The organism is Clostridium aceticum (assembly GCF_001042715.1).
In the GTDB taxonomy this organism is placed as follows: Bacteria; Bacillota; Clostridia; order Peptostreptococcales; family Natronincolaceae; genus Andreesenella; species Andreesenella acetica.
The window spans coordinates 1206419-1224066 of the sequence record NZ_CP009687.1 but is presented as its reverse complement, the minus strand read 5'-3'; the positions used below and the strand labels follow the sequence as shown (position 1 = coordinate 1224066).

Annotated in this window: 13 protein-coding genes and 1 pseudogene; 2 read left to right on the top strand and 12 right to left on the bottom strand. The window is 37.0% G+C overall.

Annotated elements, in window-relative coordinates; all coding sequences use genetic code 11:
* Positions 1–281: 281 nt before the first annotated feature.
* Positions 282–596, bottom strand: a complete 315-nt coding sequence (locus CACET_RS05660; RefSeq protein WP_044825438.1) for an AzlD domain-containing protein — start codon at positions 594–596, stop codon at positions 282–284.
* Positions 586–1311, bottom strand: coding sequence for an AzlC family ABC transporter permease (locus tag CACET_RS05655; RefSeq protein ID WP_242846943.1), 726 nt, complete (start codon positions 1309–1311; stop codon positions 586–588). The genes CACET_RS05660 and CACET_RS05655 overlap by 11 nt, the downstream gene beginning before the upstream one ends.
* Before the next feature lie 113 nt (positions 1312–1424).
* Between CACET_RS05655 and pdxR the strand changes: the two genes are divergently transcribed.
* Complete coding sequence (gene pdxR, locus CACET_RS05650) at positions 1425–2933, top strand: MocR-like pyridoxine biosynthesis transcription factor PdxR (RefSeq protein ID WP_044825439.1); 1509 nt, start codon at positions 1425–1427, stop codon at positions 2931–2933.
* A 91-nt stretch (positions 2934–3024) separates the two neighbouring features.
* On the top strand, positions 3025–4257 hold the full coding sequence (locus CACET_RS05645) for an LL-diaminopimelate aminotransferase (protein ID WP_044825440.1): 1233 nt from the start codon (positions 3025–3027) through the stop codon (positions 4255–4257).
* Positions 4258–4373: 116 nt separating this feature from the next.
* On the opposite strand, the gene CACET_RS05640 is transcribed toward CACET_RS05645, so the two are convergent.
* From CACET_RS05640 to CACET_RS05595, 10 genes and pseudogenes are all read right to left on the bottom strand, one after another.
* Positions 4374–5318 carry a 2-keto-3-deoxygluconate permease gene (locus CACET_RS05640; protein ID WP_044825441.1) on the bottom strand — a complete coding sequence of 315 codons (945 nt, stop codon included), beginning with the start codon at positions 5316–5318 and terminating at the stop codon, positions 4374–4376.
* Positions 5319–5533: 215 nt separating this feature from the next.
* Complete coding sequence (locus CACET_RS05635) at positions 5534–6790, bottom strand: glycerate kinase type-2 family protein (RefSeq protein ID WP_044825442.1); 1257 nt, start codon at positions 6788–6790, stop codon at positions 5534–5536.
* A gap of 290 nt (positions 6791–7080) precedes the next feature.
* Positions 7081–8220 (bottom strand): CdaR family transcriptional regulator, encoded by a 1140-nt coding sequence (locus CACET_RS05630; protein ID WP_044825443.1) that lies wholly within the window; start codon positions 8218–8220, stop codon positions 7081–7083.
* A 150-nt stretch (positions 8221–8370) separates the two neighbouring features.
* A complete protein-coding gene (gudD, locus tag CACET_RS05625) occupies positions 8371–9702 on the bottom strand; it encodes a glucarate dehydratase (RefSeq protein WP_044825444.1) in 1332 nt (443 codons plus the stop codon).
* Positions 9703–9740: 38 nt separating this feature from the next.
* Positions 9741–10664, bottom strand: a pseudogene (gene garR, locus CACET_RS05620) (2-hydroxy-3-oxopropionate reductase); the annotation flags it as partial.
* A 25-nt stretch (positions 10665–10689) separates the two neighbouring features.
* A complete protein-coding gene (gene dapA, locus CACET_RS05615; RefSeq protein ID WP_044825446.1) occupies positions 10690–11589 on the bottom strand; it encodes a 4-hydroxy-tetrahydrodipicolinate synthase in 900 nt (299 codons plus the stop codon).
* A gap of 220 nt (positions 11590–11809) precedes the next feature.
* Positions 11810–13339 (bottom strand): galactarate dehydratase, encoded by a 1530-nt coding sequence (gene garD / locus CACET_RS05610; protein WP_044825447.1) that lies wholly within the window; start codon positions 13337–13339, stop codon positions 11810–11812.
* Positions 13340–13631: 292 nt separating this feature from the next.
* Positions 13632–14633: a tripartite tricarboxylate transporter substrate binding protein gene (locus CACET_RS05605; protein ID WP_082058242.1), complete on the bottom strand. Its 1002-nt coding sequence runs from the start codon at positions 14631–14633 to the stop codon at positions 13632–13634.
* 93 nt (positions 14634–14726) lie between these two features.
* The gene (locus tag CACET_RS05600) at positions 14727–16070 is read right to left on the bottom strand and encodes an enolase C-terminal domain-like protein (RefSeq protein WP_044825448.1); all 1344 of its coding nucleotides are present in this window, start codon (positions 16068–16070) and stop codon (positions 14727–14729) included.
* 60 nt (positions 16071–16130) lie between these two features.
* On the bottom strand, positions 16131–17648 hold the full coding sequence (locus tag CACET_RS05595) for a tripartite tricarboxylate transporter permease (protein WP_044825449.1): 1518 nt from the start codon (positions 17646–17648) through the stop codon (positions 16131–16133).

Below are 17648 nucleotides of genomic sequence, written 5' to 3'. Positions count from 1 at the left end.
TACCACAGTTGTTATTTTAAATAAATTGTTGCACAATATAAGAGCTGTTTTAATTTTCAACAGCTCTTTTGCTCCTGCCGTAGCGGATGTGATAATTAACTTATTAGAATATCACAGGCGTTAACTTAACACAATTATTACCAAAATTTTCTCAACTGTCATCCTGAGCGTAGCGAAGGATCTTGGAATAACGAAGAACTTTGCTAATTTCGACTCCCCTCAGGATGACAAGTTATGGTTTAAGTTAACGCTAATGATTAGAGTATAAAATTCTTATAGCATTAATTGCTCAAAAATATCATTATAGCCATTCCTATAATAATGGTAATCAACACGTTTTTAGTTTTATAAGCAGCAAATGCAGCAATGCCTCCTGCCAAAAGATAACTATTGTTGAAGGATATATCTAAATAACCCTTAGGCAGTAAAATAGCTGGAGTTATTAAGGCTGTTAAGAAGGCTGTTGGCACATGTTTCAACCACTTTTCCAGCCAAGCTGGTGTTCCTCTATTGGCAAAAGCAATCTGTGCTCCAGCACGGGTGATGAAGGTTACTAAAGTCATACCTACTATTATAGCGATTAATTTAAAGTTCATTCTTTCTTCCCCTTTCAATAAATCCTCCAACAACACTTGCAGCAACAGCAGCTACAATAATATACCACTTACCAGGCAGGTGTAGAGCCCCTGCAACAGCTGCTACAGCAGAAACTAAAGCCACAAGCAGAGCAGTGGGATTAATCAATCGAGGTATTAACAAAACCATAAAGGTTAGCGGTATGACAAAATCAAGTCCCCATTCCAAAGGGTTTGGTATATTGTGATAAAGAAGAGCTCCTATAAAAGTAGAAGAAACCCATATCATGTATAAAAGATAGCTTATTCCCAGCTGGTAATATGCATCATAGCCCTTTTTCTCAGTTCTATTGATGGTTAAGGCATAGCTTTCATCTGTCATACTGAAGGCTAAGAGGTACTGTAGGCTTCGGGACTGTTTCAAAAGGTAAGGTGATAATGACGCACCCATTAGTAAATGTCGTAAGTTAACTAATAAGGTGGTAAAAACAATTACCCCCCAATTGGTAATACCAGAATTTATCATGGCAATAGCCATAAATTGGGCTGCTCCAGCAAAAACTGTCATAGACATAAGGGTTATTTCTAAGGCTGAGAAGCCTGCTGTTCTGCCCATTATACCACAGGTCAAGCCAAAAGGGATGACACCTGCAGTAATGGGTAGACAGTCTTTTAATACTTCCTTGACGGTAAGTATATTCCAACTTTCCAAAGCGTAAGATGCATTTCTGTTCACGATTCATTTCAACTCCTTTATTATTTATTATAATTTAGAAGGAAATGCCAGATAAATATCCAATTATAATATTATTCATTTAAATTGGATACCAAAGGAGGAAAAAATAGAAAATGGATATATCCAAATTCATTGTTAATACACGATTAAGCAATACTTCTCCATACTATCTGCAAATAGCTTCCCTTATAAAAGCTAAGATTATTGACGGTTCCCTTGCAGTGGGTGAAAAACTTCCTGCTGAAAGGGAACTAGCTATATTGTTTGAGGTCAGTAGAACTACAGCCATCAATGCCTATCGTGATTTAGAAAAGGATGGTTATGTAAGTATAAAAAAAGGTAGTGGTACATACGTCAGGGACAGATATAGTTTGGTAAGCAACAGCACCTATGAAATGCCTTGGCCTCAATTATTAAGACCCTATTCTGAACCTTCCATGGCTTCCCTTATGAGCGAATTGATGGTTAGTAATATGCTGGAGGATAAGATTTCCCTTGATGCAGGTATGCCAGATCCTAACTATTATCCTATCGATATCTTTTCTAATCTTCACAGGGATTACTTGAGAAGGTTGGATCCTAGAGACTTTGGACATATACCTATTCATGGATATGAACCCCTAAGACATACTATTAGTGAAATGTTAGTTTCTAAGGGTATCAAGTGTCACCTTGATGAAACAATTATTCTTTCAGGATCTCAACAAGGTTTGTATCTTACTGGAAAAGTTCTGATTGATCCTGGTGACTATGTGATCCTTCAAACCCCTACTTATCTAGGAGCTATTCAATCTTTTCAAGCTTTAGGTGCAAGGGTATTAAACCTACCTCAAAGAGAGGATTTTCCCTTTGAAATATTGGAAGACTATTTAGCTCGCTACAGACCAAAATTGTTATACTGTATTCCTACCTTCCGAAATCCCAATGGTGATGTTATGCGCATTGAGGAGAGAAAGAAGCTTATCCAGCTTGCAGCACGTTATAGACTAGCCATTCTGGAGGATGATCCTTATAGTAGTTTCTACTACGAAGACATTCCACCCTTGAGCTTGAAGGCGATGGATAACTATGGAGGGGTAATATACTTAAGCACTTTTTCAAAAATCTTGATGCCAGGTTTAAGAGTTGGATATATGGTTGCCCATCCATCATTGATCCAAAGAATCGTTTTGGAGAAACAATATGTTGATTTGCACAGTAATAATATTTCTCAATGGTTGCTTGATCTATTTATTAAGGAGGGCTATCTGGAGGAACATCTAATAAAAATGTGTGGAATCTACAAGCGTCGTAGAAACGCCATGGCTGAAGCCCTTAACCTAAGTCTAGCTTCAAAACTTTCCTTTCATATACCTGTAGGTGGGTTTTACATATGGTGTAGTATCAATGAAAATATTTCATCAAAAAAACTCCTGCAAGAAGCTTTAAAAATGGGGGTATCCTTTATACCAGGGGATGCATTTTATGCTGCGGCAGGAGAAGACAAAGAATTTCGTCTCTGTTTTTCCCAACATGATGAAAAGGTAATAGTAGAAGGGATAAGTAGATTAGAAAAAGCAATGGGAAAGTTAAAAAAAGGTCAAGTTTCTGCCTCAAAAGGACATATAAAACCCATCATCTAAAGGGTTTTTGATTAACACCCTTTCTCACTTCAGAATAAAATAATCTATAAGCTTCTATTTTTATCATTTAATTTGAAGGGAGAGGGCAACGATGGGTGGAATTAGGGATTTAATTGCTGATCGCTTTAGAGACCAAAGTTTTGATATTGCAAAACAAGATTATAAGTTTATGAGGATCAAAAATGCAAAGGAGGAAGCGATCAAGAAGTATCCTGATATAGAATTTATTGATATGGGTGTTGGTGAGCCTGACTTAGCGGCTGATAAGCGTATTGTAAACTTCCTATGCAATGAAGCAGCTAAAAAAGAAAATAGGTTGTATGCTGATAATGGAATACCAGAATTTCAAGAAGCGGCGGCAAATTATCTCTATAAAATTTTTGGCATAAATCATCTCGACCCTTACCAAGAAATTCTTCATGGTATTGGGGCAAAATCTATTTTATCAATGCTGCCTTTATGTTTTATTAATCCAGGGGACATTACTTTAACAACATTACCGAGTTATCCTATTATCGCCACCCACACCAAGTATCTTGGGGGCGTTGTTTATGAGCTTCCATTGACTAAAGCAAATAGTTTCTATCCAGACTTTTCTAATATTCCTAACTTTATTTTATATCGTTCTAAACTTTTATATATAAATTATCCTAATAATCCCACTGGTCAAGTGGCCACTAAGGACTTTTATAAAAGGGTTGTGGACTTCGCCCACAAAAACAATATCATTGTAGTAGCTGATTCTACCTACGCCACTATCGTATTTGATGGTGAAAAACCCTTAAGTTTTCTATCTATCGATGGCGCCAAAGATGTAGGTATTGAAATCCATTCTCTTTCAAAAGCTTACAATATGACGGGCTGGCGCATAGCTTTTGCTGCTGGGAGCCCTCAAGCAATTGGTATTTTAAGTACTGTAAAGGCTAACTCAGATTCTGGGCAGTTTCGTGCTATTCAGAAGGCCGGTGCATATGCTTTAGATCATCCTGAAATTTCTTTATGTAACTGCAAACGTTATTCCAGAAGACTTGATCTTCTCATTTCTGCCTTAAGGGAGGTAGGCTTCAGTATAGAAAAACCTAAGGCCACCTTCTACTGCTATCTACCCATTCCTAAAGGAACTCGAAACGGTATAAGATTTAAAGATGCAGATGACTTCTCCATCTTTTTATTAACCCATGCTCAAATTTGTACTGTACCATGGAATACTCCTGAACCTTACGTCAGACTATCTGTTACATTTGAGGCTAAAGATTTAGAAGATGAGAAAAGGATTATTCATCTTATAAAGGAACGGTTATTGCGACTCGAACTAGTTTTTTAGTATTAAATAAAAAAGGTTAACAGAATATATTCTGCTAACCTTTTTTATTGTTATTTAACAATATGGATTTCTCCGTAAAGTCGTCGTAATTATTAAAAATACCCTTATAAATTTTCTTAAGCTATTGCTTTTTTATTTTTGTCTTTTTTATCTAAATAAGATACCAACAGTGGACAAAGAATTGCTGTTACTATAACGGAGGCAGCTATTTGTGCTGTTGCCACAGCAGCTATAGATGCTAGCGATGGATCAGCAGCAGCAATGGCTGCTGGTGTTCCTACAGCATTTCCTGCTGTTGTACCTATGGAGGCTCCAACAGCCTTTTGCCCACCAAAAAGCTTATAAGTATAGTAACCTCCAAGTCCCGTAACAAGAACAGTGATTACTCCTAAAAGTATACCTGGTATGCCTGCCTGAACTACTGTTCTAAAATCAAGAGCTGCACCCAGTGGAAATGCAAAAAATGGTACAAGAAGCGTTTGTCCTTGGGCTAAAAGCTTTCTCCAATCTTCATCCAAATTACCTAATATAAATCCTAAAACTATTGGCACTAGTACAGCAACAAAGGCTATCAATGGAATTTTTGCCATTCCTGTTGCCCCTAGGGCTATCATTGTAAAAAAAGGTCCATCGTTTAATGAGAGTATTGAAACAGCTCCAACATCTGTAGCATCTCCGTACTGTCCCGTTAATGCTGCAAATAAGCCTCCGTTTGAGTTTGTCATGGCTGAGATTATAGCAAGAGGGGTTAAACCTAGTATCCCTGCTGGACCAAAGGCTCTACCTACTCCCCCTCCTATTAATACGCCCATTAGCAGTTTTACTGCAGTAAGAGATACACCTTTATATAAAGGAATACCTGCCTTTTTAATATCTATTTGGGCCCCCATGCAAAGAACAAATAGTGCTATTAATGGTAATGCTCCATTTTTGAAAAGTGCTGTCGTAAAACCTCCAATTTCAAGAAAGTTTGGTGCTATCGTATTAAGGATTGCACCTAGTAATAGGGGAACTACCATCATCCCTCCAGGAACTTTTTGAATCGTTTTCAATATTTTCATTCAAATCCCTCCTTTTTATTAAACTATATTAATTCCTTAAATAATTATGCAATGAATATGCCAATTGTATTATGATATATGTATATAGTAACAAAAGCATCTCATAAGAGATGCTTTTGTTACTATATACAATTAATTTTTTTAGGCTATACTCATTCAATTAGTTCTCAACAACTTTATAGATAGTTCCTTAGCTATAAATGAGTTGTTATCGCCTATCTACACAACAAAACAACAATGTCATTTACATTTGTTCCTGTTGCCCCTGTTATAATCAAATCGCCACTTGCCTTTAAGGCATTATAAGAATCATTGTTATCTAAATATACTTCGGGAAGTATATTTACTGATCTCATTCTTTCTGAGGTTTTTCCATCCACCATGCCTCCAGCTGCATCTGTCGGTCCATCTGTTCCATCTGAGCCGATAGAAAACAGAACAATATCTTCCATTCCTTCGATTCCTAAGGCTGCGGCTAAAGCCATCTCTTGATTTCTTCCACCTTTGCCCTTTCCTGTTAAACGCACTATAGTTTCTCCTCCAGCGATAACTGCACATGGAGGCTTTAGAAATGATCTACTGCCATTACCATTTTTGATTTCCCTAGCAATAGAAGCCATAAATTTACCAGCTTCCTTTGCTTCGCAATCTAGCGTTGAAGATATAATTACTGGCTGGTATCCAAGTTTTTTTGCATTTCTAGCAGCTGCTTCACATAAAGCAGTGACGCTTCCTGTAATGACGGTTTCACAATTATCTACTTTTTTAGGGGTTTCAATCTTTAATATCTCTTTTAGTTCCTCCGCCACTTGCAACTTATACTTTTCTATAATGCTTAAGGCTTCTTCTGACGTAGAAGAATCAGCATAGGCTGGTCCAGAGGCAATAGCATCTAATCTGTCTCCAACCACATCTGATAAAACAATAGCATAGATACTGGCTTTTCCACAGTGAGATGCAAATCTTCCTCCCTTGACAGCAGAAAGATGTTTTCGTATGGCGTTGATTTCAACAATATCCGCTCCACAGGCTAATAGTTGATTTGTCATATCCATAATATCTTCAAGACTGACTCCCTCCATGGGTTTCTCGAATAGTGCTGAACCCCCTCCAGATATTAAAAAAATCACATGATCCTTTTCTGTTAGATTTTCTACTAAAGCTAAAGCTTTATCTGCTCCTTTAATAGAATTTTCATCTGGAATTGGGTGTCCAGCTTCAATAATTTCAAAGCCCTCTATAGGGCCCTTGGAATGATGATACTTTGTCACTACCACACCTTTTGAAACCTTATCTCCTAGAGTAGCTTTTGTGGCTTGAGCCATATTCCATGCAGCCTTTCCGATAGCAACAACAACAATATTCCCTGTAAATTTCTTTTTTTCTAGTGCTTTTACTACCGCCGCTTCTGGCAAGACAGATTTTATAGATTCATCTATTATGGTTAAAGCATCTTCTCTCATTGTACTCATATAGGCACCTACCTTTTTATGATATAAAATTGTTTTATTAAGTCTTAGTCTGCAAAAATCTTTTGCTACTTAAAAAGCATTGGATAATATTATTTTAAAACACAGCTACCTTCTTTGCTATGTTTCATTTGTATCAAATTGCTAGGTTTTATCATACTCTATATACAATTCTATCTATATAATTCTTTCCCCACGTAAAGCATTATTTAAACGCAGCCTTTTTCAAAAAAAAAGAAACCCCTATGAAGGAATTTCTTTTTCACAATAATATAATATTTAAAAAGATTCGTTTATTTGCGACTAAAATAATACGCTAGTTCATTTAAGAATTCTCTATCTGCTGCATTCCCAATAGGGTCAATGTTTAGCACATCTTTAATCTTATTTAGCCTAAAGAGCAGTGTATTTCTATGAATGTATAGTTCTTTTGCACTGTTTACTACATTATAGTTGTTCCTACTTAATACTTCAACTGCTTGAGTAATTAGCTTCTTATCTTCTTCATTAAACAATATATCATATACATTGAAAATATTATCATAAGTCTTTATCGTAACAAGGTTTCTGTAATAACTTAATACATGGTCATTAAAAAAGTAAATACCATCACTTTCTTTTGCTTGCAATGCCAAACTTTGAGCGTGAAGATAAGATCCCCTATACTGGTTAATTTTATTCTGTAGAGAACCTACAAAAAAGCTAAATTCATTTTCATCATACTCATCTGGGAGTTTTTTAATAAATTTACTGATATATTCTTCTATAGTATCTTTGTATTCTTTAATAGCCTCTGGAAACTTAAGATTAATAGACTTAAACACAATAATTTCACCATTTCTGGCTACTGTGATAATATCTTGATGTGAATAATCCTCTATACCTGTTAAAGCTTGTACAATTTTTTTAGCACTATAATCAGCATTGTACTTTATAATCACACAAGTCCTTAACAAATCCTTTGTAATTCCTAAATCATTTGCCATAGTACTGGCCACAGCTACATCAATATTTTCTTCAGATAACAAATAGTGCAAAAACTGTTCTGTCTTATCTTTTCGGCGGCGTTCTCCTTCAACCTGCAACTCATACTCCAACATTGCCTCCATAAATGTTTTTATCATTTCGGCAAAAACTTGTACCGTATCAGGATTACCTGTTACACAGATTACGCCTACATGCTTACTTTTATAGTCAATAAACAAATTAACGCCAGGTTTTGTCCCTAAAAATTTCTGATTTTCTTTTACAACGCCGGAAACAAGGGTGCCGCTTAACATGTTGTAGGCAACTTCATGGAAATCTCCCACTCTAGAGGCATCTTTGCTGGCAATAATAATCCCCTTATCATTCATTACATTGATGTTATATTCAAAAAGTCTTGCTGTCTTATCAATAAGTTTTTGTGCTAATGCGGGTTCTAAAATTGACATATCGTACCTCCTCCTTTTGATAGAACAATGATGTTTACATTTTATAGAGAATACGATTGTTTGTCAATGCTATCTGCTTTAAGTGTGTAAATTAATTAAATATTTTAAAACACAAGCCACCTAACATTAGATGACTTGTGCTTTTATTGATTACCGTACTAAACAAGGTTTTTTGTTATCAAATTTCCAACCTGGAATTAAATATTGCATAGCTATTGCATCATCCCTAGCACCCAGGCCTTCTTTTAAATATAATTCATTTGCTTCTTTTACCTGTTCCATATCAATTTCAATACCTAATCCTGGTTTGTTTGGTATTTGAATATGTCCATCTCTAATCAGCATAGGTTCTTTTGTTAGTCTTTCAGTTCCCTCCTGCCATATCCAGTGGGTGTCTATTGCAGTAACCTTACCAGGTACAGCTGCTGCTACATGGGTAAACATAGCTAACGATATATCAAAATGATTATTTGAGTGGGAACCCCAAGTTAATCCAAATTCATTACACATTTGCCCTACTCTAACTGACCCCGACATAGTCCAAAAATGGGGGTCTGCCAATGGAATATCTACAGATTGTAATGCTACTGAATGTTGCATTTGTCTCCAGTCTGTTGCGATCATATTGGTTGCTGTGGGAAGGCCAGTAGCTTTTCTAAACTCTGCTAATACCTCACGACCTGAAAAACCATCCTCTGCACCACATGGATCTTCACAATAACTCAAAATTCCATGCATATCCTTACATAGCTCAATGGCATCCTTCAACAACCATCCTCCATTAGGATCTAAAGTAATTCTTGCCTCAGGAAATCTCTTCTTTAAAGCTTTGATTGCCTTTATTTCTTCAGAACCCTCTAATACTCCACCTTTAAGTTTAAAATCTTTAAATCCGTACAGCTCTTGGGATGCTTCTGCTAAACTTACGATAGCCTCTGGTGTCATAGCCTCTTCATGACGAATCTTGTACCACTGATTTTCAGCATTTGGATTCCTATAGTAAGGAAGATCTGTCTTATCTGGATTAGCAATATAGAATAAATATCCTAATACTTTTACTGCATCTCTTTGTTGCCCATCCCCTAATAAAGCTGCTACAGGAACTTCTAAGTGTTTACCAAGTAGATCTAATAGTGCAGCTTCAATAGCCGTTACTACATGAATGGTTGTTCTAAGGTCAAAGGTTTGCAGACCACGACCTTCAGCGTCTCGATCACTAAAGACTTTACGAACTACATTCATGATGTTTTTATAATTTCCGATAGATTGCCCAAGAATATATTCTTTAGTATCCTCTAAGGTTTGACGGATTTTTTCTCCACCTGGAACTTCTCCAATTCCAGTATTGCCGCTGCTATCCGTCATAATGACGATATTTCTAGTAAAGTACGGTGCATGGGCACCACTTAGGTTTAATAACATGCTGTCTCTACCTGCTACTGGAATAACCTGCATTTCCACTACTTTAGGTGTGTTTCCCATATTAATAATCTCCTTGTCTTTATATTCATAAAGTTATATTAACGAGTTACTTCAATGTTTGCTAATTTTTCATAGTATTTCACTATACTTGCATGATCCTCTACACCACAACCATCAACCTTAATAGCTTGCATAATCTCCATTACTTGGGCAGTCAGTGGCAGTGGAACACCTACACCATGGGAAGTTTCAAGGACATTGTTTAAATCTTTTATGTGAAGATCAATTCTAAAGCCTGGTTGAAAGTTTCTATCCATGATCATTGGTGCCTTTGCTTCCATCACAGTGCTTCCTGCTAAGCCGCCTCTTATTGCTTGATAGACTAAATCTGGATCAACACCTGCTTTTTTAGCAAGGATTAACGCCTCTGAAACAGCTGAAATGTTAAGAGCCACTACTACTTGGTTACAAAGCTTTGCAACATTTCCTGCACCGCTCTCCCCAACATATACTACAGAAGCAGCCATCACCTTCATAACATCATAGTATTTATCAAAAACTTCTTTTTTACCTCCTACCATCACTGCCAGTGTACCCTCTATCGCTTTTGGCTCTCCACCACTTACTGGAGCATCCAACAGATGAATTTCTTTTTCTTCTAAAGCTGCATAGATTTCTCGACTAGCTAAAGGAGCAATAGAGCTCATATCGATTACAACGGTTCCAGGTTTTGCTCCTTCAATCACCCCATTTTCTCCTAAGACTACTTGTTTTACCTGAGGTGAATTAGGCAACATGGTAATAATTACCTCACATTTACTTGCTATATCTGCATTAGATGTTCCTACTTCTGCTCCTAATGCCTTTAACTCTTCTACTGCTGGTTTATTTAAATCTAATACCACTAACTGGTATCCAGCTTTTACTAAGTTTTTTGCCATAGGCTTTCCCATAATTCCAAGTCCTATAAATCCTATTTTCATTTTCATCGTCTCCCTTTTCTTTATATTATTTCTATTATAATTGTCATGTTGTTTGCTTTTATAGCTACTTTATCAAATCTAAATCTCTAAGAATTTTTTTCAGTTCCTCTAATTTTTCTTCTGTACAATGTTCAATTGGCTTTACTGGGTCCCCTACCTTTACACCGATTAAGTTCATGCAATCCTTCATTACAACAGGGAAGCTTCCGTAGCTATAAGCATTTCTCAATGGAATTAACTTATATTGTGCCTCCATAGCTCCTTCATAATCGCCTGCCATATACTTGTCGTAGATCTCCACCACCAGCTTCGGAGCTACGTTTGCTGTCCCTGCAACACAACCTGCTCCACCATACGCTAGGGTACCATAAATAAGATAATCAGAACCACTAAGAACTTTAAAGTTTGGGATATCCTTTGTAACTCGTATATATTCAATTGTCTGAGCAAAGTCAAAAGAAGTATTTTTAATCCCTACAATATTATCAATTTTTGCTAGTTTTTCTAATAATGAAACCGAGATGTTGTTTGTTGTCTTATCTGGATTATTATATAGAAGGACAGGAAGTTTTGTAGACTTTGCAATTGCTTCAAAATGATTATATAATTCTTTCTCGTTAGGCTTAATAAACATTGGTGTCAACACCGTTAGTGCATCTGCCCCTGCCTCTTCTGCCATCTGAGCCAGTTTTATACACTCTTTTGTTGTAATAGCACTTGCTCCTGCAAACACTGGAACCCTTCCATTCACATGGTTTACTGTGATTTCTACAGCTTTTTTCTGATTTTCAAAATCCAAAGCATAGAACTCACCGTTGCTTCCAAGCACGAAAACCCCGTGCACACCTCCATCTAAAACATAATCTATAACATTTTTAAGCCCTTGTTCATCAACATTTTCTTGTGCATCAACTGGTGTAACAATGGGGGGCATAACTCCTTTTAAATCTTCTATTTTTAGCATTTTTAGCCTCCTTATGGGTAAATATATGCATCTGTTCTTATCATTTATCTTACTTATATTCTAAAACACTAAGCGTCTGTTGACCATGTTTCCTCTGTATTAAACTGAGAAGTATATTTGTGCTTTGTATACAATACTAGGTGATCTATAGAAAATCAGATAAGTCTAATGAATTTTCAATCTTTATCTGTGAATCTCTTGCACTTACTTCTATCTAACATTAGGTCACTGGTGCCGGATTAAATAAGCATAAAGCATTTTCAATACCCCAATAATCTGCCCAAGCCTTTTTCTTACCGCTGGCAATTTCAAGGATCAGTTCAAAAATTTCTTGACCAACATCTTCTATCGTTGCTTCTCCTGTGGCGATTTTTCCTGCATCTACATCTATTAGATCCTTCCATTTGTTTGCTAACACTGTGCGACTTGAAACCTTAATTACTGGTGCCATGGCTAAGCCATAAGTAGTTCCTCTGCCTGAAGTAAACACTTGCAAAGTAATTCCTGAAGCCAATTGACAGGTTCCACATACAAAATCACTTGCAGGAGTAGCTGCATAGATTAACCCTTTTTTCTCTACTTTTTCACCAGGAGATAAAACATCTACAATAGCACTACTTCCTGACTTTGCAATAGATCCCAAAGACTTTTCTACAATATTGGCTAATCCACCCTCTTTGTTGCCTGGGGATGGGTTTGCATCCCTATCCACACATCCTGCGTCTAAATAATTATCATACCAGGCCATCTCATCCTTTAACTTTTGCCCCACCTCTTCATTAATAGCCCTCGGAGTTAAAAGATGTACCCCGTCTCTGACTTCTGAAACCTCTGAAAAAATAACGCTAGCTCCTGCTCTTACCAGTAAATCTGCTGCATACCCAACCGCTGGGTTTGATGTAACACCTGAGAATGCGTCACTCCCCCCGCACTGTAGACCTATTACAAGCTCTGAAGCAGGACATACTTCTCTACTTCTTTGATTTAAACGTTCTAATCCTTCTTTGGCTTTTTCAAGGATTCTTTCAATCATAGCTTCAAAACCCATCTCTTCTTGGAGGGTGATCACATTTTCTTCCTTAATATCGGGAAATAATTTATCTGGAAGAAGTTTTTCACAGCCAAGTCCCACTACCAATAGCTCTCCACCAAAATTAGGATGCATAGCAAGGTTTCTTAAAGTTCTGATAGGTATTATTGCCTCCGGTGCATGAATAGCTACGCCACATCCATAAGCATGATTGATGGGTACAACACCATCGACATTTGGATAATTAGGCAGTAACTCTTTTTTAATTTTGTTTACTGCAATATTTAGTACACCTTCAACGCACTGTACACTTGTTGTTATTCCTAACATGTTTTTTGTCCCTACACTTCCATTGGGATTACGATACCCTAAAAAAGTATATCCCTCTAATGGCAGCATTGGAGCTGGTACCTTAGTAGCTACTGGAAGTTCTTCTAATACTGGTGCTTGAGGTAGCTTTACCTTATGTTCATCAATCCAGCTTCCCTTGAGAATGTCCTCCTTTGCATAACCTATCACTTCACCATATCTAACGATTTCATCTCCTGCTTTAAAGTCTATTAAAGCTATTTTATGACTCTGTGGAATGTCTTCAGTAGCCGTAAGGTCATCAGCAATAATCGTACCTGCTGCTATCCCCTCTTCATTCACCACAATTTCTACATTATCTATGGGATGAACCTTAATTAGTAATGGTTTTTGATTCTTTTCATTTCCCATAATATTCGCCTACTTTCTATCAAGTGTAGTATTCTTATTTTCTTCTCATTAGCGTTAACTTAAACCATAATTTGTCATCTCTTCCTTATCCCAAGATCCTTCGCTACGCTCAGGATGACAGTTCAACAGAATTGTGGAAACAATTGTATTAAGTTAACGCTTATGATTTTCTTGTTAGTCTTATAAAAATACTGGCTACATATCCTTCATCTATTTTCCTCTATAGGAGTTTTGATTGTAGGTAGCCAGTATCTTTTATACTCATTCAATTATTTAGTCATATCAGCCTGCCTTATTGTAATAAGTCAGCGTATTTCATATAATCTTCAAGAAGCTTACTTAAAAGTTCAACTGCATCTTTGCTATTGAAGTAAGTCACAGGTTGCTTATAAGTGTCTTCAAGTTCTTTGGCATAGTTAGGATCTTTTCCTATTTCCTCCATAACCTTAGCTACTTCAGCAACTAACGCAGCATCTGTTCCTTTAGGATAAGCTGCAATATAAGGTTTATCCATTGCAAAGTCATATCCTTGCTCTGTAATTGTAGGGATATCTCCTAGTAACTCATTACGTGTTTCACTTACTTGTCCGATCACGACCATATCTCCAGTTGTCACATAATCTTGTACTGCTCCATAGGCAATTGACATAAGGTCTATTCTTCCGCCTAAAAGGTTTGTGATCTTCTCAGCAGCAGGTCCAACGTCAACAACATTTAGATTTGTTCCAGTTAAATCTCCGAAGATAAGTCCTTGAAGGTGTGTGTATCCACCTAGCTCTGAGCCATAAACGATTGGCTTTGTCTTTGATGCTTCAGCAAGTTCAGCAACTGAAGTGATACCTGACTTACCACTTACAACGAAAACTGTGCTCTTATCAACAGCTGGGATTGAAACGATTTCGAATTCGTCTATACCATAATCTGCAAGACCAGATACCTGATTCACAAGCAATTGTCCTGTGTGTCCGAAGAACATAATGCTTCCATCATTTCTTGCTTCTTTAACATGAGATGATGCTATTGTTCCTCCACCACCAGTCATATTGGTGATTACCATTGTTACACCTGTAGCTTTTTCAAAATATTTCGCCATAGTACGAGCATTAAAGTCTGTATCTCCTCCAGCACTAGCAGGTACGATTACTTCTATTGTTCTAACTGGCCATTGATATCCATCACCTGATGTATCTGTTCCTCCATTTGGAGCTGGGGCAGGTGTTTCCTTTGGTGCACATGCTGCTAAAGATCCTACCAATACAACAAATGCCAATAATAACATTAATTTTTTCTTCATGGTTTCTCTCTCCTTTTTATGATTGTTTTTTTTAGCTTGCATTACACTTTATTTAAGTATTCTTTTTAGAGAATACAATAAATCACCTTTTAACTACCTAACTAAACAAGGCTTTTTACTATCAAATTTCCAGTTAGGGATAAGATGCTGCATTGCTATGGCATCATTTCTATCCCCTGAATCTAATTTCTTGTACAACTCATTAGCCTTCATGACTTTATCCATATCAAGTTCAAGTCCTAAACCTGGTTTCTTTGGCATAGCCAGATATCCACCTTTAATCTCCATTGGTTCTTTCGTTAGATATTGACCATCCTGCCAAATCCAATGGGTATCCATTGCTGTAATTTCTCCTGGTGCTGCTGCTGCACAATGAGCAAATATTGCTAAGGAAATATCAAAATGATTGTTTGAATGGGAGCCCCATGTCATTCCCCAGTCATTGCATACTTGTGCTACTCTTACAGAACCACTCATGGTCCAAAAGTGGGGATCTGCTAAAGGTATATCTACAGCTTTTGATACGATACAATGATGGAATTGTCTCCAGTCAGTTGCTATCATATTGGTTGCTGTCTGTAATCCTGTTGCCATTTTAAATTCCGACATAATTTCTCTACCGGAGTATCCTTTTTCTGGACCACATGGATCTTCTGCATAGGATAATACTCCCTTAAGCCCTTTACATAAGTTAATTGCTTCTTTTAATGACCAAGCTGCATTAGGATCTATATTGATACGAGCATCCGGAAAAGCTTTTGATAAAGCTACAATAGCATCAATCTCTTTTTCACCTTCTAAAACCCCAGCCTTTAGTTTAAAATCTTTAAAACCATATCGCTCTTTTGCAGCATGGGCTTGCTCTACAATAGCTTCTGGTGTCAGGGCAACATTTCTTCTAGTTCTAAACCATCTATCTGAACTATTGCTCTCATCCAAATAAGGTAAATTGATCTTATTTTTATCTGCAATATAGAATAAATAACCTAATATCAATATTTTATCCCTCTGCATACCATCTCCCAGTAGGGCTGCCACTGGTAGGTTCATAAACTGTCCTAATAAGTCCAACAGAGCACATTCCACCGCTGTTTCTGCATGTACAACGAATTTTAAATTTTTCAGATCTAGCCCCTGTAGTCCTTCGCCACTATCGTCAGCAGTACTATTACCATTTCTTAGAACATTAATAATGTTTTTGTAGTTGCCAATCTCTTGTCCTACAACAAATGGTTTATAGTCTTCTAATGCTTTCGTAATATCATCTCCTCCATGAACCTCCCCTAGACCCACGTTACCGGAGTTATCGGTTAAAATTACGATATTACGGGTGAAGAAGGGTCCATGACAGCCACTTAAGGTTAAGAGTGCACTGTCATATCCTGCAACTGGTATTACTTTCATGTCTGTTACAATTGGTGTTCCTTGCGTCTTCATCGTTTCATCCCCTCACATCTACATACTTCTATTGCTTCTTTCCTTATCTTTCTAAAGAGATTAACTTAAGTTGTCTACACACATCTGTTTTTTTCTCTGTAGATAACTACTAATACCTGTCCATAAAATAGATCCTACTGCTAACATAAGAAATATTCCTGATATAGGATTTGAAATAAACCCACTAAATTCACCATTTGAAAGCATAAGTCCTCTTCTAAAGTTTGTTTCTGCCATTGGTCCTAGAATAAAGCCCATGATAAATGGTGCATTTGGTACATCAAATTTATAGAACATATAGCCCAAAAGACCAAATACTATAATGGTCCAAACATCAAATACACGACTGTTAATTCCAAAGGCTCCCACTACACATAGTACAAAAATGATTGGTAATAACAGATGTTTTGGTACATTCAACAATCTTGTAAATATTCTTAACCCATAAAACTCAAGAATAAGCATTGCAATTGATGCTACAAACATTGCGATAAAAATCGTATAGACTAATACAGAGTTGTTCACAAAAAGTAGTGGTCCTGGTTGAATACCGTGGATCATAAATCCACCCAATAGTATTGCTGTAACTGCATCTCCTGGTATACCTAGGGTCATAAGTGGAATCAAGGCTCCTCCTATACCTGCATTGTTAGAGGTTTCTGAGGCAACAATACCATCAATAACACCAGTTCCATATAACTCTCCACGCTTTGATCTCTTCTTGGATACGGTATAGGCAACAATATTGGAGGTTCCTGAGCCAATTCCCGGTAAAATCCCTATTGCTATACCTACAATTGCTGATAAAATTCCATTTGGTATCTGATCTTTAAATTCCTTTAGGGAAAATCCAAAGCCTTTAATCTTTTTCATGCTGACTTGAGCAACTTTCATTGATTCTCTTTGTTTTGCTTTTTCAGCAGTTTTAATAACTTCTGAGATAGCAAACAATCCTATCAATACAGTAAGTGTTGTAAATCCTGCCTTAAGCTGTGTTGTTCCAAAGGTATATCGGATGGTTGCATCAACAGGTGCAATCCCTACTGTTGCAAATACAAAGCCTATTACCCCTGCAAAAACACCTTTTACCATTGACCTACAAGACAGTGTAGCAATTAGTGTTAAAGAAAACACAGCAATAGCGAAATATTCATGAGGTCCAAATCTAATAGCTATGCTAGCTAGTTTTGGAGCTATTAGCATTAATGCAAAAACACTTACAATTGTACCTAAAAATGAGAATACGATACCAACACCTAGTGCCTTTGGTCCTTCTCCTTTGTCCAGCATAGGATGTCCATCAAAACAGGTTGCAACGGAACTTGGTGTTCCAGGAATTTTTAGTAAAATTGCTGAAATAAGTCCTCCTGAGGTAGCTCCTATATAAAGTGCCATAAGAATAGAAATAGCTACTCCCGGAGACATGCCATAGGTAACTGGTATAAACAAGGCTACTGCCATAACCGCTGTAAGGCCTGGCACTGCTCCAAATACAATGCCTACAGCAACCCCAATGATAATAAAAATTAAAGTTTGTAAAGCAAATACCGCCTGCGCTGCCTGTAAAATATCTGCCAC